We start from the raw sequence: 22780 nt of genomic DNA, 5'->3' as shown, positions 1-22780 counted from the left end.
GGGGTGAAGGCGTGGCTATGCAGGGGAAGGATCGCGGCAGAGGCTCGGGGTCGCTGGTCTCACGGGTCGGCGAAAGCCTTCGGCAAGCCATTTTGAGCGGGCAGTATGCCGCCGGCGACAAGCTTCCGAGCGAGCATGAACTCACCGAAACGCATAGCGTCAGCCGAACCGTAGTGCGCGAGGCCGTCGCCGCGCTTCGATCCGACGGGCTTGTCGAGGTGCGCCAGGGAGCCGGGATTTTCGTGATCAGCCCCGACCCGGCGCTGTCGGGCCGGAAGGTCGACAAGGCCCGCGTCGCTTCGGATCTCGAAGTGCTCGAGATCCGCACCCCCGTCGAAATCGAGGCAGCGGGGCTTGCTGCGCTCCGCCGTTCACCGGCGCAGGAGGAGGCGATCTTCGAATGCCACCGGAAAATCCTCCATTGCATCGAGACGGACAAATCCATCCGCGAGGCGGACCTGGAACTGCACGTCGCTATCGCCGAGGCGACGAACAATCCGCTGTTCAAGCACTTCCTGGAATCCCAGGGCTCGGCGATCATCCCGCAGTCGAGGCTCGTCCCTGAGACCAGAACCGCCGAGCAGACCGCCTATCGCAAGCTCATCCATCGCGAACATGAAGCGATTATCGTCGCGATCTCCGATAGGGACGATCAGGCGGCGCGTAACGCCATGCGCGAGCATCTGGTAGGCAGCCAAACGCGATATCGCAACCTGCTGAAGGATCTGCGCAGCTTTACAAGCTGAGGGCGGCGGCAAGCGCCGCAAACTCTTCGGGCATCACGGGGCCAAGCCATCATCCGGCAGCAGCAGGCGAATCTGCTGGCCGATTGCGTCATCACGTCTATTGTAGGGCTGCTGCGCAGCCCCTATTCCCCATGCGTCATGGACGGGCTGTCTACCCGCCTGCGGCTGAAAGCTAGTTGAAAGCTTCGGCGTCATAGGAAAGGGCAGCATCGTGGAGGAGACACGGGTCAAAGGTGGCGAGACGACGATGCGGGTAAACCACTAGGAGGAGTTTTCCATGCGTTCTTCACGCAGCCTTTTGCACACCGTCGCTTTTTCCGCCCTCATGGCCGCGGCATCGCTGACCACCAGCGCCGCCCATGCGGCCGACAAGATCACCATCATGGTCGGCGGCTATGAAAAGCAGATATATCTGCCCGCCAAGCTCGCCGAATCCCTCGGCTACTTCAAGGACGAGGGTCTCGATGTCGAGCTCCTGAACGAAGCGGCCGGCGTCGATGCCGAAAACCAGCTGCTGGCAGGCGCCGTCCAGGGTGTCGTCGGCTTCTACGACCACTGTGTGGATCTCCAGGCCAAGGGCAAGTTCGTCGAATCCATCGTCCAGTTCAGCCAGGCGCCGGGCGAAGTCGAAATGGTGTCGAGCAAGCATCCGGAGATCAAGTCGCCGGCCGACTTCAAGGGCAAGAGCCTCGGCGTCACCGGTCTCGGCTCGTCCACGAATTTCCTGACCCTCTTCATGGCCTCGAAGGCCGGCCTGAAGCCCGGCGACGTCGTCACCATTCCGGTCGGCGCCGGCGGCACCTTCATCGCCGCCATGCAGCAGGACCAGATCCACGCCGGCATGACGACGGAGCCGACGATCTCGCGCATGATCAAGACCGGCGAAGCGAGCGTTCTCGTCGACATGCGCACGGTTGAAGCGACCCGTCAGGCGCTCGGAGGCACCTATCCGGCCGCCTCGCTCTACATGGAAACGTCCTGGGTCGAGGAACACAAGGAAGAGGCGCAGAAGCTCGCCAACGCCTTCGTCAAAACGCTGAAATACATCAACACGCATTCGGCCGCCGAAATTGCCGACAAGATGCCGAAGGATTTCTACGTCGGCGACAAGGACGGCTATATCAAGGCTCTCGAAGAGAGCAAAGGCATGTTCACGCCCGACGGCGTCATGCCGGAAGATGGTCCGAAGACCGTGCTTGCCGTGCTGTCGGAGTTCTCCAAGAACGTCAAGGGCAAGCAGATCGACCTTTCCAAGACCTACACGACGGAATTCGTCAAGAACGTCAAGTAAGTCAGTCGCGCCGCTCCCGGCTCCCAAGCGGGAGCGGCCTCCGTTCGATCAGGGCATTGCGTGCGCGCCCTCAAGCACGCCTCAGGTATCACCATGCAACAGGACAACACTCAGATCCCGGCGATCGAGCTGATCAATGTCAGCCGCCGCTTCGTCTCGCCGACCGGCAAGTCGCTCACCGCACTGCGCGATTTCAACATGACGGTCGCCCGCGGCGAGTTCGTCGCCGTCGTCGGCCCCACAGGATGCGGCAAATCGACGACGCTCAATCTCGTAACGGGCCTCGCACGCCCCTCCGCCGGCGAAGTCCGGCTGATGGGCGGGCCGATCACCGGCATCGACCCGCGTGTCGGCTTCGCGTTCCAGACCGACGCGCTCTTTCCCTGGAAGAATGTCATCGACAACGTCATGGCCGGGCCGCTGTTTCGCAGTAAATCACACACAGAGGCGGAAAAGAGCGCCCGGGACTGGCTGGCGCGCGTCGGCCTTTCGAAATTCCTGCACCACTATCCCCATCAGCTCTCCGGCGGCATGCGCAAGCGCGTCTCGCTGGCACAGACCTTCATCAACGAACCTGAAATCCTGCTGATGGATGAACCCTTCTCGGCGCTCGACGTGCAGACCCGCACCGTCATGCACGAGGAACTCCTGAAGCTCTGGGCGGAGCGCAAAGCCTCGGTGGTGTTCGTCACCCACGACCTCGAAGAGGCAGTCGCCCTTGCCGACAAGGTCTATGTGCTGACCGCCGGCCCGGCCACGGTCAAGTCCGTCTATACCATCGATCTGCCCCGGCCGCGCATCGTCTCGGAAATTCGCTACGAGCAGAGCTTCATCGATTACTGCAAGACGATCTGGGAAGACCTGCGCGAAGAGGTCGAGACCAGCTACCGCCGCGCAAGCGAAGCTGCCTGAGGGAGGATCTCATGGCAAACATCACATTCGAGGCCGGTTCGGCCGCTCTCTTCCGTCCGGGCACATCCGATGCCGAGATCGAAGCCACCGCATTGAAGGCGATGCGCCGGCGCAACACGCTGGTGCGCTTCTGGCAGATCGCCATTCTGGTCTTCGTGATCGGCATGTGGGAGCTCTCCTCCCGCCTGCAATGGATCGACCCGTTCTTCTATTCGAGCCCGAGCGGCGTTCTCGAGCGTCTCTACGAATGGGCAACCGAAGGCACCACCGAGGGGTCGCTCTGGTACAATCTCTGGGTAACGATGGAAGAGGCGCTGATCGGCTTCTTCGCCGGCTCGATCACCGGCGTCTTCGTCGGCATCGGCCTCGGCCGCAACCGGTTCCTGTCGGATATCTTCTCTGTCTACATCAAGGCGATCAACTCGATCCCCCGCGTCGTTCTCGCGCCGATCTTCATCATGATCATGGGCCTCGGCCTGCCGTCCAAGGTGGCGCTCGCCTTCATCATGGTGTTCTTCGTCGTCTTTGCCAACGCCTTCCAGGGTGTGCGCGAGGCCGACCGCAACATGATCGCCAATGCCCGCATCCTCGGCGCCTCTGACTGGCAGGTGACCCGCACCGTGGTCATTCCCTCGGCGATGAGCTGGATCTTCGCCAGCCTGCACGTCTCCTTCGGCTTTGCGATCATCGGCGCGATCGTCGGCGAATTCGTCGGCGCCCGCTTCGGCATCGGCCAGTTGATCTCGATCGCCAAGGGCACCTTCGACGCGGCCGGCATGTTCGCTGCAATCCTCCTCGTCATGGTCGTGACACTCGTTGCCGAATACATCATGACGCTGATCGAGAACCGCCTGGCGAATTGGCGGCCGCAGCAGCAGCTCGATACGCAGTAATCGGATCGGCCTCCTCCCAAGGCAGATCGAAATGAAGGCCGGGCGTGAAGCCCGGTCTTCGTTTTTTGATGGCAAGGCTCGTCTCTGCCCGCTTCGTCTGGCGCCTGCCCCTCATCCGGCTGCCGCCACCTTCTCCCCGCCTGCGGGGAGAAGGGAAGATGCCGCGACCTCTCCATTCCCTGTCACTCTCTCGCAGGGCAAGTCCCCTCGCCCCGTTTACGGGAAGAGGGTTAGGGTGAGGGGCAGCCATGAGGTTCGAACCGGACAGCCGCGACACAAGCCCGGCTTTCGTTTGATACCTCTCCGATCTAAGCAAGCGGCAGCCGCACCGTCACAATGAGACCGCCGCCTTCCGCATCGCCGAGCGACACCCAACCTCCGGCGCCTTCGACGACCTCGCGAACGATCGCAAGCCCGAGGCCGCTTCCCTCGCTTTCGGTTCCCATGATCCGGTAGAAGCGTTCAAAGACATGGTCGCGCTCACTCTCGGGAATGCCCAGACCACTGTCCTCCACGGTCACGACTGCACTTCCGTCCGCCTGTCCGACCGAGACGGTCACCCGTCCATCCGCGCCGCTGTAGCGGATTGCATTGTCGATGAGGTTGACCAGCATTTCGCGCAGCATCGTGCCGTCGCCCTCGACGATGACGGGGCCGTCCGCTTCCAGGCCGACATCGATGTTGCGCTTCAGCGCCTCTTCGGCATGCGCTTCCAATATCTCGCGGGCGGCCTTGCTGAGATCGGTCACGTCGCCACGCGGGCGCCGGCTGCCGGGCTCGGCCCGCGACAAGGTCAGGAGCTGGCCGGCGAGGCGCGAAATCTGCCGGGTGCTCGTGCGAAGCGCCACCAGCGCCTCGTCGCGGCGAACCGCATCGCCTTCGCGGGCAGCCACGCTCGCCTGCGTCGAAATCAGCGCGAGCGGCGTTCTGAGCTGATGCGCTGCATTCGATACGAACCGCCGCTGCGCCGCCATCTGGCTCTGGACGCGCTGCATATGGTCGTTCAACGCATGGACGAGTGGGCGCAGCTCGCTCTGAACCATCTCCGGCGGCAGCGGATCAAAACGGTTGCGGCCGCGCTCTCGCACCGCGTCGCGCAGCCTGAGGGCCGGCGCAAGGCCGCGCTGCAGCCCAAGAATGGTTACCAGGCTCGCCAAGAAGACCAGCACGAACTGCTTCGAAAAATCCGACAGCCAGAGCTGCCTTCGCATCGCATATTGGCTCTTATGCGTCACCGCGACGGTCACGGAAATCGTGCCGTCATTGGGAAGCCCGACGACGGGATGGTCGAGCATCAGCACGCGCACATCGGCACCATGGAAGGCGTGGTCCTCGCCGACACGCTGAGCGGCCGGCAGCGGCAAATCGGGAAAGCCGCTCACCAGATTGCCCCACACGGTGGTCACCTGGTAAAAAACGCGGTCGCCGAACCCCGTATCGAACATCTCGAGCGCTGCGGGCGGCACATCGACCTGGACATTGCCGCCCTCGTCGACGCGCACCGCCTCGGCAATGACGCGGGCCGAGGCCAGAAGCGTGCGGTCCGTCACCAGTCTCGCTGTCGCGTCGGCCGACCAAAAGCTGTCGTAGAGATTGAAGCCGATCGCGCCGAATAGCGTCAGCAGCACCAGGAAAAGCAACTGCACCCTGAGGCTCTGGCTGAGCCGGCCGAAGGCGGCGCCGATTTTGCTGTAGACGCTACTGAACATGTCTGAGGAGATAGCCGAGGCCGCGCAACGTCGCGATTTGCACGGAGCTGGCCTCGAGCTTCTTTCGAAGCCTATGGACATAGATTTCGATGGCGCTCGGATCCGCCTCGTCATCGAAACCGAAGACGCTTTCCGACAGGGCGGCCTTCGAGACCGTGTTGCCGAGCTTCATAACCAGCTGCTCGAGAACCGCATATTCGCGCGGCGTCAATGGCAGCGGCTCGCCCTCGACGAAGAACTGCCGTGTGCCGCCGGAAAAACGCAGGTTTCCGACGGTGATTTCCGACGAGGCCCGGTCCTGCCCGCGGCGCACCACCGCGCGGATCCTGGCTTCGAGTTCGGCGATTTCGAAGGGCTTGGCGAGGTAATCGTCGGCGCCGCTGTCGAGCCCGGCCACGCGGCCGTCGAGGCTCGCATTGGCGGTCAGGATGATGACCGGGAGCTTGTTGCCTGATTGTCTCAGCCGCTTCAGGAGCGTCAATCCGTCGAGCTTCGGCAGCGAAAGGTCGAGGATCATCGCCGAATATTCCGCCACCTTGAGCAGATGCTCCGCGTCTTCGCCGTCATAGGCAATGTCGATCGTATATTGCGCCTGCCGCAGGGCTTTGCCCAGCCAGGCCGCCAGTTCCTTGTTGTCCTCCACCACAAGCAGTCGCATCCAATCCCCTTAGCACGTGCGGAGGGGCTCGCGGAAGCGGGCGCATGGAAGGGCGGCAACATTCGATCGCGTCCACCGTTCGCGGCATCGGGCTGCCTTCCGCCTTAGTTGGCGCGAAGTGTCCGCTATTTGTCCGACGCGTGCATTTTCCTCTGTCCAGGGATCACCGAATATGGCTTCATGATCAACATCCACGGAGCAAGAAATGTCCGGCCATGAAACCATACTTCTCGTCATCGACGCTCAGGAGTCCTTCCGGCAGCGCGATTATTGGGATGAAAGCCTCGCATCCGGCTATATCGATCGCCAGCAGGCTCTGATCGATGGCGCGGCGGCAAGCGGGATACCCGTCGTTCAGATCTTCCATGTCGATGGAAGCGGGCCGTTTTCGGAAAGCTGGGGCTTCGTCAGGACGCTCGCTCCGCTGAGGATCGCCCCCGACGTGACCTTCAAAAAGAGCCGTCACAGCGCGCTCGTCGGCTCCGGTCTCGACGTCTGGCTGACCGAGAACGGCGTCCGTCGCATCATCGTCTCGGGCATCCGCACCGAACAGTGCTGCGAGACCACGACCCGCCACGCATCGGATCTCGGCTATCAGGTCGATTATGTCGGCGAAGCGACGCTGACTTTCCCGATGACCGACGCGGCGGGACGCACCTGGAGCGCCGGGGAAATACGCGGCCGCACGGAACTGGTCCTGTCGGGCCGTTTCGCAAGGATCTCAACCGTCGAACAGGCGCTGGCGGGGCGCGCTGAGCAACTCGCCGCATGACGGAAGTCGCGCAGCCCTTCGAGATTCCCGTTTTCGTCGTCGTGCCGCCGCGCGTGCTGCTGCTCGACGTCGCCGGTCCGATCGAAGTGCTGCGCAAGGCCAATCTCGAACAGCAGGCGGTGCGCTTCAGCGTCACCTATATCGGCCCTTCGGCAACGGTCGGCAGCTCGATCGGCCTTTCCGTCACCGGCGTCGCCACCCTGCCGGAGCGCTTGCCCGATCGGGCGCTCGTGGTCATCGCGGGCAGCGCCGACGCGCCGATGGAGAACAACCGTCCCTGGGACGGGCAGGAGCGCGCCGCGCAGGCCGCCATCGTCGCATGGCTGAAGCGCGGCATCCGTCCGGGAGTTCGATTGGTCTCGATCTGCTCCGGCGCCCTGCTCGCCGCCGAGGCCGGAATGCTCGATGGCCGCGAATGCACCACCCATCACGGCTGCATGGAAGACCTGGCCAGACTCGCGCCTACCGCGCGCATCCGGGACAACCGCCTCTATGTTGAGGATGGAGAGCGCCTGACGAGCGCCGGCATCACCGCCGGCATTGATCTCATGCTGTATATCGTCGCCGAAGCGGCGGGACATGCGTGCGCGCTTGCGGTGGCGCGATATCTCGTCGTCTATCTCAGGCGCGCCGGCTCGGACCCGCAGCTTTCGCCCTGGCTCGAAGGCCGTAACCATATCCATCCGGTCATTCATCGTGCACAGGATGCCGTCGCCGCCGATCCCACTCGCGACTGGTCGGTCGCCTCGCTTGCGCACCTCAGCGGTGCCAGTCCGCGGAACCTCTCGCGGCTGTTCAACGAGCAGACCGGCATGAGCGTCACGGATTTCGTCAACCGCATGCGCGTGGCGCTTGCCCGCGAAATGCTCGCCGGTTCACGGCTGGATATGGAGGCTGTGGCAATGCGCTCAGGCTTCGGCTCGGCCCGGCAGCTGCGCCGAGCGTGGAACCGTCTGTACGACAGCCCGCCGAGCGCAGCGCGGCCGAGGCCGGCCTTGGGTTCATAGAGGAACAGAAAGAGCGGCGTGACCGGTCTGATCTTCGGCAGCGACGGCTGCGGCGCCCAACGCCTCTGCTCCCCAGATTTCGATCTGCGTCAGCGCCGGAAAAGGCGAACCGTCCTCGGCCTTAACCAAGCCGTGCAGCTCCACCCATTCGACGATGTAGGGCTCGATGGAAAAACATTGCGCGGCGCCGGTTTTTGTCAACGAAAAGGAGCGGGTCTTGCCGTTCGAGAAGGTGACGCTCGCCTGCTCCCACCAGGAATCATGCGGGAAATCGGCCCTGAGGTAGAAGACGATCTCATCAATCCGGACGGGCCTACCGAACTCCACCGTCAGCGTCGCTTCGGGGTCGCGATTGATGCCCCAACTCGTATAGGGCCAGAATCCGTGATTATCGTTGGCCTTTTCCCCGTCGATCGCATTGCGCGCCGCAAAGACCGCTTCGCCGCGGGTCTCGACATTGGCCCGCGCATGCGGGAAGAGCGCCCGATTGGCGTGGTCGTCCCAGGGGTTCAGAGCGAGATTGCGCCGCTGCGCGAGTTCGTCGGGCCGCGCCTTTCTCGCTGAAAGCCGGTGGATGTCCCCCTTGAAGGCATTCGGCGAATAGGACTTGCGCTTATCGTCGAAAGGCACGGCGAGCGAGTAGGCGCTTTCCCTAATGTAGACAAAACCGGGCTGGATCGCGCTGTCCAAGGCGAGAAAGAGATGCCCGGGTTCGGAAGCTTCGACGACGACACAGTCGCCCTCGCGATAATCCTGGCGATAGACCAGAAAGGTCTCGTCCCGCCCGGTGGCGCTTGCCCGCACGAACCCGTCGGCATCCACGATCTTCAGCGTCAATTCCATGCTCGACCTCCGGAGGACATCATGCTCTAACTCTCTAATTGATCTGCAATTTCAGGCGATTGCCGGCGAGCGGCAGACGCAGCCGGTAGAGCTGCTCGGGCCAGGCCGATCTCAGCCTGATGTCATTGACCTCGATCTCATCGACTTCGATTTCGCCGGCGCCCTCGACAAAAATGTTGCCGAGATCGGCGAGATCTATTCTGTCGGAGTTGACGGTCGGCGCGAGGCACGTCATCAGCGACAGGACAGCCGGCCGGTCGCCGTCTTGGGTGTCGACGATCTCGACATGGCGCCCGCGCAGCAAGGAGACTGTGCGGCGATAGCTGCGCAGTTGCGCTTCCTCTGGATAGGCGCCTGCAATATCGAGGGATATGCGCGCACACTCCTCGCCGAATTCGACCTCTACATCCCTGGCGCCGAAGGCTTCCCCGGCGGCCTGCATGATGCCGGAGAAAGTCGGCAGGTTGTGATAGGCCGACTGCATCGTCCAGATCTCGTAACGCCCAAGCGAGAAGGTCTTGGAGGTATAGGTCTCGACGCCGACATCGATCAGGAACGGGCGTCCGTTCTTGTAGAGCGTCATGCTGCCGACATCGTTGTGATTGTGGCCTTCGCCATTGTTGCCGCCCTTGACGGCAAGCGAAAACTGCCCGTCGCGGGCGATGAACAGGCCGATGCCGGGATAGAAGATATCCCGCTTGGACACAGGATTCGCCTCGACCTTCGGAATTGCGGGGCCGGTCAGCAGCTCCTGCACGCGATACCAGAGGTTCCATTCCTCCGGCAGATGCGGTCTCTCGGCCGCCGCCCGGTCGGCTGCGGCGAAGGCCGCGAGCATTTCGGAGCCGACCGCCTCGCCGAACAGATATTCGCGCACGCTGCAGGGTTCGACCACGGCAGAGGAATCCGCGAAGTTGAAATAATGGCGGCCGGCCACATGCATGTGGGCGATATACTCGGCCATGTTGCGGATCTTCGGCTGCCGCCAGATCCCGTCGAACAGGCCGGGCGCGACACGATCGAGCACGGTCAGCGCGCCGTGTAGGCAGAGTGCGGCATGGCGGTAATAGACCACGCCCTCCTCGCAGGCGCCGTCCTCGGCGTAGTCCTTGAGGAAGGCATCGAGACTGCCGAGCGCCTTTTCGGCAACGGCGCGGCGCGTCGGCTGATCGGTCTTCAGCGAGAAGGTGGCCAACAGGACGTTCTGGGTGATCCAGGCGGTCCAGTTGTTCATCCGCTCGTCGCCGCTGCCCATCCACCAGAAATGCCGGCCGAGATAGGGCGTCAGGATGCGGGCCTCAATCTCGCGGTTCACACGCGCGGCAATCTCCGGGCTGATGCCGTCGAGCGCATCGCCGAGCAAGGCGACGATCGTTGCCAGAAGGGCTGCCGTTTCGGCGGCGAAGAGATCGATCACCGGTTGTGAAGTATCGGGCAGCGGCAGACGCGGGCCGCCGCGCCCATAAGCATTGTGCGCCGGCAGCTGCCAGCCGCTTTCTTCCGCGATCAGGACGATGCCGTCGACGATCCCGGGCAGGAACCGCCCGTTGCCTTCGATAAGTTCGCCCAGCACCAGATCGTTGAGCATCCGCCGCCGCGTGAAATAAAGCTCCTCGAAGCGCGAGCGATTGCCCGTGGCCGTATATTCCCGGTAATCCGAGGCGGTGATCAGAGGCCATGTTCGCGCAAGCGTGGCTTCCGCGTCGCGGACGACCACATCCCGCAAGGCCTGCGGCACCGCTTTCCATCTCTCGCGATCGGAGGAGACGGCTCCCGGCGTGAAATCGCCGAGGATGTCCGGCAACGCGCCTGAAATCTCGCTGAACATATCCCTCCCCGCACCGGAAAAACATTGACGGGCGTCTGGCCTTCATCCCCACCTATCATATGTTTTTGGCGCTTGCCATAAAATTTGTATGATCTATTCATAACTTGTTTGACCAATACCGGAGATGTGCTATGTCCTTGGCTGGAGGAAGAACAGGCGGCACCTATCCGCCCGAACGGCTCTGCGTTTTAGGCTAGAGAAGCCCAGAAGCCGCCAGTTGCAGAATGCCGACCAGGAGGAAGCATCGGTGTCCATATCGAATTCGGTCATCGCTAGGGATGGCGTCCCGGCAACGCCACGCCGGAAGGCCGCGGCTCTATCCAAGCGGCAGCGGAAGATCCGCAGCGCGCTGGTCGCCTATTCCTTCATCGCGCCGAATTTCATCGGTTTTGCCGTCTTCACGCTCGGCCCGATCCTCTTCGCCTTCGCACTCGCCTTCATGCATTGGGACGGCTCGAATGCGATCACATTCGCCGGGCTGGATAATTTCTGGCGGCTGTTCGACGACAAGGCCTTCGTCGCCGCCTTCTGGAACACGATCATCTATACGGTCGCCTCGGTGCCGGCGACGCTGCTCTGCGCGCTCGGCCTCGCCGTCCTCCTCAACCAGAGGATCGCCGGGCGGAATTTCTTCCGCACGGCAATGTTCTTCCCCTATGTCGCCTCGCTGGTCGCCGTCGCCGTCGTCTGGAACATGATCTTCAATCCCGAGATGGGACCGGTGAACATGATCCTCTACACGCTCGGCCTCGACCCCAAGAACATGCCGGGATGGGCGGCCGACCGCCACTGGGCGATGGTGACGGTGATCCTCTTCGGCATCTGGAAGAACATGGGCTATTACATGGTCATCTATCTGGCCGGCCTGCAGGGGATCAATTCCGAACTCTACGAGGCTGCCGATCTCGACGGCGCCAATTCCTGGCAGAAGTTCATCCATGTCACCGTGCCGCAGCTCGGGCCGACCACCTTCTTCGTCACCGTCATGCTGACGATCCAGTCCTTCAAGGTGTTCGATCAGATCTTCATGATCACCCAGGGCGGCCCCGGCACATCGACGCTCGTCCTCGTCTACCACATCTATAACGAGGCCTTCATTTCCTGGGATCTCGGCTATTCCAGCATGATTTCGTTGGTGCTGTTCTTCCTTGTGCTCGCGGTCACGATTTTCCAGTTCCGCCGCCAGCGGGAGGACGAGGCATGAGGATCGCCGGGCGCAAGGTGACCGCCAAAACGGTCCTCCTCTATGTCATTGTCATCACGGTGACGGTGGTAATGCTGATGCCCTTCGCCTGGATGCTCTCGGCATCGCTGAAGCTCAGCCGCGACGTTTTCGCCTTCCCGATCGAATGGATACCGTCGCAGCCGCAATGGCAGAACTACGTCGATATCTGGACGAAGATCCCGCTTGCCCTTTTCATCTACAACACCTCGAAGCTGACGATCATCGTCACGCTGCTGCAGCTCTTGACCTCCAGCTTTGCCGCCTACGCCTTCGCCAAGCTGAATTTCCCTTATAAGAACACGCTGTTCCTCGGCTATATCGCCACCATCGCCATGCCATGGCAGGTTTATATGGTGCCGCAATTTCTGCTGATGCGCGAGTTCGGCCTCAACAACACGCATCTGGCGCTGATCTGCCTGCAGGCCTTCACCGCCTTCGGCGTTTTCCTGATGCGGCAGTTCTACATGTCGATCCCGACAGAGCTCTGCGAGGCCGCGCGCATCGACGGCATGAACGAATATCAGATCTGGGCACGCATCATGCTGCCGCTCTCCAAGCCCGCGCTCTCGACGCTGACGATCTTCACCTTCGTCAGCACCTGGAACGATTTCCTCGGGCCAATGATCTATCTCACCAAGACCGAGCTGAAGACCGTCCAGATCGGCCTGCGCATGTTCATCTCGCAATATTCAGCCGAATACGGGCTGATCATGGCGGCCTCCGTCGTCGCCCTCGTACCCGTTCTTATCGTCTTCCTCGCTCTGCAGCGCTTCTTTGTCGAGGGCATCGCCTCGACGGGACTGAAGGGTTAAGCCATGAATGCCGTTTCAACAGTCGCCCCGCAGCCGATCACCGACGCAGAGGTAAAGGTCGCCCTCGACCTTGCCGTCGAGCAGGTCAGGCGCAATCTTCCCACATTCACCTACGCCGCGCAGAACCATTCGAGCGTCAACAATTTCTATCCCGCCGTTGCCAACGACCAATGGACGGCCGGTTTCTGGCCGGGCGAGATGTGGCTCGCCTTCGAACATAGCGGCGATCCGGTGTTCCGGCATGCCGCGCAGATCCAGGTCCAGTCCTTCCTGCATCGGATCGTCAACCGCATCGAAACCGATCATCACGATATGGGCTTTCTCTATTCGCCCTCCTGCATCGCTGCCTGGAAGCTCGTCGGAGACGCGGACGGCCGCAGGGCCGCGATCCTGGCCGCCGACCAACTGATCGAGCGCTTCCAGCCGATCGGCCAGTTCATCCAGGCCTGGGGCCATAAAGGCAAGGCGGAGGAATACCGCTACATCATCGACTGCCTTTTGAACCTGCCGCTCCTCTACTGGGCTAGCAGCGAGACGGGCGACCCGAAATACCGCGAGATCGCGCTCACCCACGCCCGCACCACGCTCGCCCATTCGGTGCGGCCGGATGATTCCACTTATCACACCTTCTACATGGACCCGGTCACCGGCGCGCCGGTGCGCGGCGCCACCAAGCAGGGCTACCGGGACGACAGCTTCTGGGCGCGCGGGCAGGCCTGGGGCATCGCCGGCATGGCGATCTCCTACCGCTATGAGCGGATCGAGGAATATCGCCAGACCTTCGACCGGCTGCTCGCCTTCTATCTCAACCGGCTGCCGGCCGACATGGTGCCCTATTGGGATCTCGTCTTTTCCGATGGCGACGGCGAGCCGCGCGACAGCTCGTCCGCCTCGATCACCGCCTGCGGCCTGCTTGAGATGGCCGATCTCATCGATGCCGATACCGCCGAGCGCTACCGCATGCTGGCGCGGCGCATGGTGAAGAGCCTCGCCGATCATTATGCGGTCAAGGATCCCACCGTCTCCAACGGCCTGGTGCTGCACGCCACCTATTCGAAGAAATCGCCCTTCAACACCTGCCGCGGCGAGGGCGTCGATGAGTGCGTCTCCTGGGGAGATTATTATTACATGGAAGCTTTGACGCGCCTTTCGCGCCGTTGGTCTTCCTATTGGTGACGTCAGGAGAACCCGATGGCCAGCATTTCGCTCAAAGACCTGAACAAGACCTACGGCGCGCTCACCGTCGTCCACGATATCGATCTGGAAATTGCCGACAAGGAATTCATCATCCTGGTCGGCCCCTCCGGCTGCGGCAAATCGACGACGCTCAGGATGATCGCCGGCCTCGAGGAGATCTCGGGAGGAGAGTTGAAGATCGGCGGCGATGTCATGAACGACGTCCCCTCCAAGGATCGGGATATCGCCATGGTCTTCCAGAACTATGCGCTCTACCCGCATATGACCGTCTACAAGAACATGGCCTTCGGTCTGCAGCTGCGCAAAGTGTCGCGCGATTTCATCGACAAGCAGGTGCAGGACGCCGCCAAAATCCTCGACATCACCCATCTCCTGAACCGCAAGCCGAAAGCGCTTTCGGGCGGTCAGCGCCAGCGCGTCGCGCTCGGCCGCGCCATGGTGCGCAACCCGGCCGTCTTCCTGCTCGACGAGCCGCTGTCCAATCTCGACGCCAAGCTGCGCGGCACGATGCGCTCGGAAATCACCAAGCTGCACAAGCGCCTCAACGCCACCTTCATCTACGTCACCCACGACCAGGTGGAAGCCATGACCATGGCCGACCGCATCGTCGTCATGAAGGACGGCCATATCCAGCAGGTCGACACACCGCAGAACCTTTACGACCGCCCCGTCAACATGTTCGTCGCCGCCTTCATCGGCGCGCCGCAGATGAACATGATGCCCTCGATCATTCAGCGCCGGGGCGAGCGCTATGTCGCAATCTTCGACGGCCGCGAGCTGCCGCTGCCTGAGCATTTCGACAAGAGCAGGATCGCTCCTTACGAGGGCCGCGAACTGGTGCTCGGCATCCGCCCGGAGAATCTCCACGAACTGCCGCCGGCCGACATCCCGGCCGAAAATCTGGCGCCGGTTAAGGCAGTGGTCGAGCTTGCCGAGCCGATGGGCTCGGAAGTGCATCTGAACATGGTCGCCGGCGGGCGCAATCTCATCGCCCGCGTATCGCCGCGCTTCCGGCCCGATATCGGCGAGGAGGCGACGCTCGTCGCCGACATGAGCAATGCGCAGCTGTTCGACAAGGAAACCGAACGATCGATTCTCTACTGAGCGCCTGGGGAAACGGCCATGCAGTGGTTGCGGGACATGTGGACAAAGGAGGGGCCGGGCATTCCGAAGGATGCGCCTGTCAAGACCGGCCTTGCCTTGTTCGCCGACATCCTCGCCCGCGAATGGTGGGAGATGGTCAAGCTCAACATCCTGTTCATCCTGGCCTCGCTCTTCGTGGTGACGCTGCCGGCAGCACTCGCCGCCACGGCCCGGGTCTCGGTGGCCTTCGTCGAAGATCGCAACACCTATCTGCTGCGTGATTTCACCGAAGCATTCCTGCGCTATTTCTGGCGGGCCACCGCCTGGGGTCTGGCGCTGACGGGCGTGCTCGCACTCGGCATCTATGCAATCCTCAGCTATGCAGCCGGCGCGCGTGACAACCTGATGCTCGCCGCACCGCTGGCGGTCGCGCTTGTTGCCACCGCCTTTCTTGCGGTCACCGCCTGCCATCTCGTCGTGCTGATGGTCATGCGCGACCTGCCGGCGCTGCGGCTCCTTCGCCTGGCCGCGCTCGCCTCCGTCGCCCGCCCGCTGCCGGCGCTTGCCGCGCTCGCCTTCAACGCTGCCCTGTGGCTGGTGCACATCCTCTTCTATCCGGTTTCCGTGTTCATGCCGGCGACCTTCAATTTTTCATTCGGAATGTTCGCCGTCGCATTCGGCGTCCATCGGGCAGTGGTGTTGGTTCTGGACCTGCCAGAGGCAATGCGGCCGCACCGACACTTCATAAAATAACTGATCCAGAGACGATCCAGGGAAGGAGAAACGGGAATGTATTTGGATAATTTTGGGAGGACGGTGAAACTTGCCGTGGCAGGTTTCACACTGGCGGCGACGACGGCCGGCGCAGCGCTTGCTCAGGACGCCGTGACGCTCAAATGGGCTTTGTGGGACTGGGACAAGACAGCCTATTACAAGCCGCTGATCGAGGCCTATCAGGCCAAGCATCCGAACGTGAAGTTCGAGCCGATGGATCTCGGCTCGCAGGATTACCAGCAGATGATTTCGACGCAGCTGACCGGCGGCTCGAAGGATATCGACATCGTCACCATCAAGGATGTGCCGGGCTATACCAATCTGGTGCGCGCCGGCAATATCGCCGATCTCAGCGGCTTCGTGAAGGATCAGAAGATCGATCCGGCACCCTATGGCGGCCTGATCGAAGAGCTGACCGTCGACGGCAAGATCTATTCCCTGCCGTTCCGCTCCGACTTCTGGATCGTCTATTACAACAAGGACATCTTTGACAAAGCCGGCGTGCCCTACCCCACCAACGACATGACCTGGGCGCAGTTCGACGCAACCGCCGAGAAGCTCGCGGGCGGCATGGGCACCAACAAGACCTATGGCGCGCTGCTGCATACTTGGCGCTCGACCGTCCAGCTGCCCGGCATCCTCGATGGGAAACACACGCTGGTCGATGGCGACTATGCCTTCCTGAAGCCCTGGTACGAGCGGGCCCTCACGCTGCAGAAGGATGGCGCCATCCCCTCCTATGCCTTCCTGAAGACCTCGAACACGCATTATTCGGCGCTCTTCTTCAACGGCACGATCGGCATGCTACCGATGGGCACCTGGTTCGTCGGCACCCAGATCGCCAAGGTCAAATCGGGTGAATCGAAGAGCAAGAACTGGGGCATCGTGAAGTTCCCGCATCCCGATGGCGTGCGGGCCGGCACCACCGCCGCGCAGATTTCGGGCCTGGCGGTCAACGCCAATTCCACCCACAAGGAAGCGGCGCTCGATTTCATCAAGTTCGTCACCGGCCCCGAGGGCGCCGCCGTCATCGCCTCGACCGGCACCTTCCCGGCGCTGAAGACCGCCGACGTCAGCGCCAAGATCGCGTCGACGCCCGGCTTCCCGCAGGATGAAGCCAGCAAGGAAGCGCTGATACCAGCCAAAGCCTATCTGGAAATGGCCGTCAATCCGAACGCCGCCAAGATAGAGGTCGTGCTCAACCGCGCCCATGATGCGATCATGACCGACAATACCTCCGTCGACGACGGGCTGAAGGAAATGACCGAAGGCGTGAAGGCCATCAAGTAAGTCTCGCGAGATACCGGCGGCCGCGGACCAGCACATGGCCCGCGGCCGATCCTGTTTTAGAAAAACCAGAGCAGACAATGATCTACGATCCCAGCAGGGCCAACCCGCTTTCCGGCAACCCCCTGAAGACGCGCGACGATCTGGCAAGGGCCGTCATCAACCTTTTCGAGCCGCTTCTGCCCTATTTCTCCGAAGGCGGCGCCCGCGTGCGCCTTAGTGCTGCCGGCGCGATCTTCGACCAGGCTGCGGCCGATCTCGAAGGATTTGCGCGGCCGCTCTGGGGCATCGTTCCCCTTGCCGCCGGCGGCGGCCATTTCCCGCATTGGGATCTCTATCGGCGCGGGCTGGCAAACGGAACCAATCCCGATCATCCCGAATATTGGGGTGATCTCGCCGATCGCAATCAGCGGCTGGTCGAGCTTGCCGCCGTCGGCTTTTCGCTGGCACTGGTGCCCGAACATATCTGGGAGCCGCTTGCTGACAACGAGAAGAAGACGGTCTCTGCCTATCTTGTCGCCGCGCGGAACCTGGAATTCATCGACAACAACTGGAAATTCTTCCGCGTCCTCATCGATCTCGGGCTGGAGCGTGTCGGTGTGGCGTTCGACCACGGCAAAACCGTCACCTATCTCGACGAAGCCGAGGCTTTTGATCTCGGCGAGGGCTGGTATCGCGACGGACCGGTCAGGCGGGTCGATCACTACATCCCCTTCGCCATGCATTTCTACGGCCTGATCTATGCCGTGCTGGCGCCCGGCGACGAGGCGCGCAAGCAGCGCTTCCGCCATCGCGCCGAAATCTTCGCCCGGGATATCCGCCACTGGTTCGGCCCCGATGGCGCTGCCCTTGCCTTCGGCCGCAGCCAGACCTACCGCTTCGCCGCCGGCGGCTTCTGGGGTGCGCTCGCCTTTGCCGGCCTCGAGGCGCTGCCCTGGGCGGAGATCAAGGGCTACTACATGCGCCATATCCGCTGGTGGTCGGCGCTGCCGATCGCCGACCGCGATGGCATTCTCTCCATAGGCTACGGCTACCCGAACCTTCTGATGAGCGAGAGCTATAACTCTCCCGGCTCGCCTTATTGGGCGCTGAAATTCTTCCTGCCGCTCGCCCTTCCTTACGATCACCCCTTCTGGGCCGCCGAAGAGGCGCCGCAGCCGGAATTCTCGGAGCCGGTGGCTTTGAAGCCGGCCGGCATGGTCGCCATGCACACGCCGGGAAATGTCGTCGTGCTCTCTTCCGGCCAGCAGCACGACAAGATGCGCGGTGCAAACGAGAAATATTCGAAATTCGCCTACTCCACCCGCTATGCCTTCAACATCGAGGCCGACGACCGGAACTTTGTCGCCGCCAGCTTCGACGGCATGCTCGGCCTTTCCGACGACGGCGTTCATTTCCGCATGCGGGAAACCCTCGAAGAAGCGCTGATAGCAGGCGACCGGCTCTATTCGCGCTGGCGCCCCTGGAATGATGTCGCCATCGAGACTTGGCTCATTCCCGCAAACCCCTGGCACATCCGCATTCACCGCATAACCACACCGCGGGCGCTGAGCACCATCGAAGGCGGCTTTGCGATCGAACGCGCCGATTTTAATGTCGACCGATCCGAACAGGCGGAAGGCCGGGCCGTCTGGTACGGGCAAACGGATGTCAGCGCCATCGCGGATCTGTCATCCCGTCCGAGGGCCGGCCACACGATGAGCCCGATCCCCAACACCAACCTTATCCACGCCAAAACCCTGCTGCCGCAGCTGCGCGGCGAACTCGGCCCGGGAACCACCGTGCTGGTCACCGCGGCGATGGCCCTGCCCAGCCGCGAGAACTGGGCCGAGGCGCTGGGCAATCCGCCGGCTAGTCCGGATATTGACGAGCTGGAGCGGCACTTCCTTAAAAACGGCGTGCGCGTGCCGGCATTCGCCCTTAAGCTTTAGGTTTGTATACGCGAAGCGCGGGAGCGAATATGAACGATCTCGACGCGCTTTAGCCCGCCGCACGCAACTCATCGTACACCTCCGCGCCGATCGGAAGCCGGAGGGTGAACGTCGTGCCATTCCCGCGGCTGCTCGTCACCTCGATCGTTCCGCCATGAAGCTCGATGATCTGTTTGACGAGATTGAGGCCGATGCCGGTGCCGGCGATGCCTGTGGAACTTCTGGCGCGGAAGTAACGCTGGAACATCTTCGGTAGGTCGTCGGCATCAATGCCGATGCCCTCGTCGCGCACCGTGATGCAGACGTTGTCACCGTCCTGCCACCCTGTCACGTGAACATTGGGGGAATCCGGCGCGTATTTCACGGCATTTGAGAACAGGTTGCTGAAGACCTGATCGAGCGCGGGGCGATCGCCATAAATGGTCTCAGGAATCCGGTCGAGTTCGAGCAGAAAGCGATGGGACCGCCGGATGCTTTCCTGGCGCGCGCTGCAGGTTTCGATGATTTCGGCAATTGAGCACGGCTTGGGCACGATGGTGATCCGGCCATGATCCAACCGCCCGGCGGCAAGAATGCTTTCCATCAGTTCGAGCATACGGGAAACCGAGCTGCGGATCTGGTCGGTCTTTTCGGCAAGGAATTCCGGTGTCGCCGCCTCCTTGCGGCGAATGAGCCGCTGCGCCGCGCCGTCGATTACCGCCAGCGGGGTACGGAACTCATGCGACGCCATCGAGACGAACTGGCGCTGCAACTCGTTGATGTGCTTTTCCTGTTCGAGCATGCGTTCGAGTTCTTCCGTCTGCCGCGCCAGTTCGACGGTGCGGGAACGCACCATCTCTTCCAGCGTGTCGCGGTGCTGCAGCAATGCCTTCTCGGCACGCTTGGCCTCGGTGACGTCGGCGACGGCCATGAGCGCTGCCGCTTTGCCCTTGTAGTTCAAGCAGGTGGAATAGACGGTGACTTCAATGGCGCCGCCATCTGCCTTGAGGTGGCGCGACGAGCAGGTCGTGGCGGCCGGATCCTCGGCGTCGAAGACGGCCGCCGTTGCCCGGGCGGCGTCCTGCGGCACCTGGATGTCACGCAGCGTCATTGTCACAAACTGCTCCAGACGGTAGCCATAGTGATCGATGGCGGCCTGGTTGACATGGAGGAATTTCAGGGTTTCGCGGTCATACACCCACATCGGCATCGGGTTGCCTTCGAACAGCAGCCTGAACGAGGCCTCCTGCATCTTGAGATCGGTGATATCGACTCGGATGCCGACGCTGCCGCCTTCGGAGATCCGGCGTTCCTCGATCCGGATCCACCGGTTTCCGGGCAGGCGCTGCTCGTGGTTGCTGGTGGGCGCGGCATGATGGGCCAGCCGCTCCTCAAGCCATTCGTCTTCGCGCCCAACCGCCTCCGGATACTGGCCGCGTTCGAGGCCTGCACGCAGGCGGTCTTCGAAGCGCATCCCCTTGGCGAGCATATCGCCGCTTTCGGCGTAAAGCTGTTCGTATCGCCGGTTCCACAGGACGAAGCGGTCTTCTGCGTCGAACAGGACGAGGCCTTCCGGGACGACTTCGAAAGCTGCCAGAAGCCGGGCATGCGCCGCCCGCGCCTCCTGCTCGGCGCGTTCTGCCTGGGCGTGCGCCTCTGCAAGGGCTTTTTCAGCAAACCAGGCCTTTGTGATATCCTCATGGGTCGATACCCAGCCGCCCTCCGGCGTCCGCTGATGATAGCCGCGGATGATCCGGCCGGATTTCAGTTCCTTGATCCAATCCTGGGGCACATCGCCCATATTGGTCGCTTCGGCCCAGGCGAGATAGTCCGATGTGGAGGTGGCGGGAACGGCGCCGACCTCCAGTCTGAGATTCAGGATGTCTTCCAGCGACTGTCCAGGGTGGATGACGGCGGGATCGAGTCCATAAACCTCAGCATAACGATTATTCGAAAGAAGCAGCCGACCGCTTTCGTCGAACAGGCAGACGCCCTGTCCCATGCTGGCAAGCGCCGTTTCGAGTTGCTCGTTGCGCCGCTGCAGTCGCGCCTGCGCGGCGGCGAGCTCGATGTGTCGCTTAATGCGGGCGACGAGCTCAGCGGCGGACACGAGGTTGGAGACACAATCCACCGCACCGGCGGCAAACCCCGCAATCTTGGTCTGCTCGTCCTGAGGCGAGACCAGGATAATCACAGGGATATCACGCGTTACGACGTTTCCCTTGAGACGCCGGCAGTCTTCGAGACCGTCCCCCTCCGGCGACAGAGCGTCGAGCAGGATAAGCTCCGGTAACGGCCGCTTGGCGGCGCATTCATGAAATCCATCTCGATCAAGATGAACGCCGAGCACGATACCGTGTTGATCAAGGCAATCGCCAATTCCGGGCAGGCCCGTCAATGCACCACCCATTGCGGAGATCATGTGCAGCTCGTCGGACAAGACTATTCCCCCGTTCGCCCAAGTAGCCACGACCATAAGTCGTATGAGTTAATAAGCGACTTACCGCTGGTCGGCATGCCGCCGCGGCCTGCTTCATAGTCAGGAAATGGTTAGCGGCTGGCGGCTAGTTCTTGAACTTCGGAAGAGTTTCGCTCGCCGCGCCATAAATTGCGACAGCCTGCGCTGCGTTCGCAGAACGGAACACCTATCGTCCGTTCTCTATATCGCGCACCAGATCGAGGCCGCGTTGATACTTTTCCTTGTCTTTGCCGGTCTGTTCGGCCTGTCGGAGATTGTCTTCGAGGTCGGCCCGCTTGACGGGCAGAGCGAGCGGATTTGCTGCCGCACGCCTGACGAATTCCTCATCCGGCTCGTCGGACCGCCGGGTCAACGCATCCACTGCAGAGATGATCGCCGGCGGGAAGCCTTCCTCTCTCAACCTGTCGAGCGTCCAGCCGCTGCCTCTTTCTGCAACGTCGTGAAGGTAGGCGACGGTTCGCGCCTCGTCGCCCGACACGAGAAGCGCAACCCGCTGACAGTGCTCGAAAAACGGCCGGCCGGTTTTATCCGTCTGGCCATCATGCGCGTCCATAGCGACTTGCATGGCGTGGTCGAGATGCTGCATGACGATTACGGTCCTTCGGTCTCTCTGATCTTTTCTCGGGAAGGCTTCTCCCCCGTGGTTATTTCGATATCCGCCGTCTCCCCGGCATCTTGACCAGACCCGAGGCCTGGCCGGTCGAGATCGCCGCTTTCCCCGGCGCCTTGAAGCAGCGCCGCGTCGTCCCTGTCGTCTTGATCGAGCAGGTCCTGCAGCGTCGCATCCTCGTCCTCACCAGCCAACTCGTCGCAGGCTTGCATCCAATGACGCAGGTCCGCCCCTTCAGGGCGGCCTTCGGCCTCCCAGATTTCGTAGGCCCGCCGGCGTATCTGTTCGTGTTTGTCTGTGGCCATGATCTTCTCCAGTTCCGACCTGACCTCGCGGTTGGTTCGCCGTGTCTTAAGGCGTGTTGATGGTGGGAAGAAAATCCTCCACCTGCTTGCGCTCATTCTTTGAAAGCGTCTCCACCCGCTCCTGCCAGAAGCGTTCAGCCGCCGGCGGATCCTCCTCCCATTGACGAACAGTGGTGATGTTGTCGTCGATCTTGGACCGGCGGCGCCCCCCGAGGCTCAGATACTCTCTCGCGAGTTTCAGGCTCGGAGTTTCAGCGCCGCTGTCTCGATCCAACGTCGAATCCGCATTGCGCCGGGCTGCGTCCGACGCTCTTTGACGATCGGTTTCGGCTCGCTCAGTGTCGAAGGAACGCGCGTCGTCGGTTCCGCTTTCAGGTGGCGTGCTGGTTTTGGGAGTCGTCATGGATCACCTCTAGATGCTGTGATCCATTAACCTTCG

21 protein-coding genes are annotated in these 22780 nt (G+C 62.2%); 13 read left to right on the top strand and 8 right to left on the bottom strand.

Going from position 1 to position 22780, the window contains the following annotated elements; genetic code table 11:
- Positions 1–17 precede the first annotated feature (17 nt).
- The 4 genes from EFR00_RS15585 (at position 18) to EFR00_RS15570 (ending at position 3842) form a co-directional block, all read left to right on the top strand.
- Positions 18–746 (top strand): FadR/GntR family transcriptional regulator, encoded by a 729-nt coding sequence (locus tag EFR00_RS15585; RefSeq protein ID WP_077989088.1) that lies wholly within the window; start codon positions 18–20, stop codon positions 744–746.
- Positions 747–1023: 277 nt separating this feature from the next.
- The gene (locus tag EFR00_RS15580; protein WP_077989087.1) at positions 1024–2037 is read left to right on the top strand and encodes an ABC transporter substrate-binding protein; all 1014 of its coding nucleotides are present in this window, start codon (positions 1024–1026) and stop codon (positions 2035–2037) included.
- 93 nt (positions 2038–2130) lie between these two features.
- Positions 2131–2949 carry an ABC transporter ATP-binding protein gene (locus tag EFR00_RS15575; protein ID WP_077989086.1) on the top strand — a complete coding sequence of 273 codons (819 nt, stop codon included), beginning with the start codon at positions 2131–2133 and terminating at the stop codon, positions 2947–2949.
- Between the two features lie 11 nt (positions 2950–2960).
- Entirely contained in the window at positions 2961–3842 is an 882-nt protein-coding gene (locus EFR00_RS15570; protein ID WP_077989085.1) for an ABC transporter permease, read from the top strand.
- Positions 3843–4150: 308 nt separating this feature from the next.
- Here EFR00_RS15570 and EFR00_RS15565 read toward each other — a convergent pair whose 3' ends face one another.
- Together EFR00_RS15565 and EFR00_RS15560 are read right to left on the bottom strand one after the other, a co-directional pair.
- Positions 4151–5551 (bottom strand): sensor histidine kinase, encoded by a 1401-nt coding sequence (locus tag EFR00_RS15565; RefSeq protein ID WP_077989084.1) that lies wholly within the window; start codon positions 5549–5551, stop codon positions 4151–4153.
- Positions 5541–6209 (bottom strand): response regulator, encoded by a 669-nt coding sequence (locus EFR00_RS15560; RefSeq protein ID WP_077989083.1) that lies wholly within the window; start codon positions 6207–6209, stop codon positions 5541–5543. Before EFR00_RS15560 ends, EFR00_RS15565 begins: the two co-directional genes overlap by 11 nt.
- 205 nt (positions 6210–6414) lie before the next feature.
- On the opposite strand from EFR00_RS15560, the gene EFR00_RS15555 reads away from it, so the two are divergent.
- Together EFR00_RS15555 and EFR00_RS15550 are read left to right on the top strand one after the other, a co-directional pair.
- A complete protein-coding gene (locus tag EFR00_RS15555) occupies positions 6415–6981 on the top strand; it encodes an isochorismatase family protein (protein WP_077989082.1) in 567 nt (188 codons plus the stop codon).
- Positions 6978–7988, top strand: coding sequence for a GlxA family transcriptional regulator (locus EFR00_RS15550; RefSeq protein WP_077989081.1), 1011 nt, complete (start codon positions 6978–6980; stop codon positions 7986–7988). Before EFR00_RS15555 ends, EFR00_RS15550 begins: the two co-directional genes overlap by 4 nt.
- Here EFR00_RS15550 and EFR00_RS15545 read toward each other — a convergent pair.
- Together EFR00_RS15545 and EFR00_RS15540 are read right to left on the bottom strand one after the other, a co-directional pair.
- Entirely contained in the window at positions 7983–8831 is an 849-nt protein-coding gene (locus EFR00_RS15545; RefSeq protein WP_077989080.1) for a carbohydrate-binding protein, read from the bottom strand. The genes EFR00_RS15550 and EFR00_RS15545 overlap by 6 nt on opposite strands.
- Before the next feature lie 34 nt (positions 8832–8865).
- Positions 8866–10659 carry a heparinase II/III domain-containing protein gene (locus EFR00_RS15540; RefSeq protein ID WP_077989079.1) on the bottom strand — a complete coding sequence of 598 codons (1794 nt, stop codon included), beginning with the start codon at positions 10657–10659 and terminating at the stop codon, positions 8866–8868.
- Between the two features lie 247 nt (positions 10660–10906).
- On the opposite strand from EFR00_RS15540, the gene EFR00_RS15535 reads away from it, so the two are divergent.
- The 7 genes from EFR00_RS15535 (at position 10907) to EFR00_RS15505 (ending at position 18968) form a co-directional block, all read left to right on the top strand.
- On the top strand, positions 10907–11863 hold the full coding sequence (locus EFR00_RS15535) for a carbohydrate ABC transporter permease (RefSeq protein WP_077989163.1): 957 nt from the start codon (positions 10907–10909) through the stop codon (positions 11861–11863).
- The gene (locus EFR00_RS15530) at positions 11860–12696 is read left to right on the top strand and encodes a carbohydrate ABC transporter permease (protein ID WP_077989078.1); all 837 of its coding nucleotides are present in this window, start codon (positions 11860–11862) and stop codon (positions 12694–12696) included. The genes EFR00_RS15535 and EFR00_RS15530 overlap by 4 nt, the downstream gene beginning before the upstream one ends.
- 3 nt (positions 12697–12699) lie before the next feature.
- Complete coding sequence (locus tag EFR00_RS15525) at positions 12700–13872, top strand: glycoside hydrolase family 88 protein (RefSeq protein ID WP_077989077.1); 1173 nt, start codon at positions 12700–12702, stop codon at positions 13870–13872.
- A 15-nt stretch (positions 13873–13887) separates the two neighbouring features.
- Positions 13888–14997 carry an ABC transporter ATP-binding protein gene (locus tag EFR00_RS15520; RefSeq protein WP_077989076.1) on the top strand — a complete coding sequence of 370 codons (1110 nt, stop codon included), beginning with the start codon at positions 13888–13890 and terminating at the stop codon, positions 14995–14997.
- An 18-nt stretch (positions 14998–15015) separates the two neighbouring features.
- Positions 15016–15729 carry a DUF624 domain-containing protein gene (locus tag EFR00_RS15515; RefSeq protein ID WP_077989075.1) on the top strand — a complete coding sequence of 238 codons (714 nt, stop codon included), beginning with the start codon at positions 15016–15018 and terminating at the stop codon, positions 15727–15729.
- 36 nt (positions 15730–15765) lie between these two features.
- A complete protein-coding gene (locus EFR00_RS15510) occupies positions 15766–17040 on the top strand; it encodes an ABC transporter substrate-binding protein (protein WP_077989074.1) in 1275 nt (424 codons plus the stop codon).
- 77 nt (positions 17041–17117) lie between these two features.
- A complete protein-coding gene (locus tag EFR00_RS15505) occupies positions 17118–18968 on the top strand; it encodes a DUF2264 domain-containing protein (protein WP_077989073.1) in 1851 nt (616 codons plus the stop codon).
- A gap of 49 nt (positions 18969–19017) precedes the next feature.
- On the opposite strand, the gene EFR00_RS15500 is transcribed toward EFR00_RS15505, so the two are convergent.
- The 4 genes from EFR00_RS15500 to EFR00_RS15485 form a co-directional block, all read right to left on the bottom strand.
- Positions 19018–21387 (bottom strand): PAS-domain containing protein, encoded by a 2370-nt coding sequence (locus EFR00_RS15500; RefSeq protein ID WP_406550261.1) that lies wholly within the window; start codon positions 21385–21387, stop codon positions 19018–19020.
- Positions 21388–21592: 205 nt separating this feature from the next.
- Complete coding sequence (locus tag EFR00_RS15495) at positions 21593–22012, bottom strand: HD domain-containing protein (RefSeq protein WP_009988747.1); 420 nt, start codon at positions 22010–22012, stop codon at positions 21593–21595.
- Positions 22013–22017: 5 nt separating this feature from the next.
- Positions 22018–22341: a DUF2934 domain-containing protein gene (locus EFR00_RS15490; RefSeq protein WP_040112249.1), complete on the bottom strand. Its 324-nt coding sequence runs from the start codon at positions 22339–22341 to the stop codon at positions 22018–22020.
- A gap of 46 nt (positions 22342–22387) precedes the next feature.
- On the bottom strand, positions 22388–22744 hold the full coding sequence (locus EFR00_RS15485) for a hypothetical protein (RefSeq protein ID WP_009993000.1): 357 nt from the start codon (positions 22742–22744) through the stop codon (positions 22388–22390).
- Positions 22745–22780: the final 36 nt, after the last annotated feature.

This window comes from Rhizobium sophoriradicis, assembly GCF_003939025.1.
GTDB lineage: Bacteria > Pseudomonadota > Alphaproteobacteria > Rhizobiales > Rhizobiaceae > Rhizobium > Rhizobium sophoriradicis.
The sequence above is the reverse complement of the archived record's forward strand: the minus strand, read 5'-3'. Positions and strand labels throughout refer to the sequence as shown.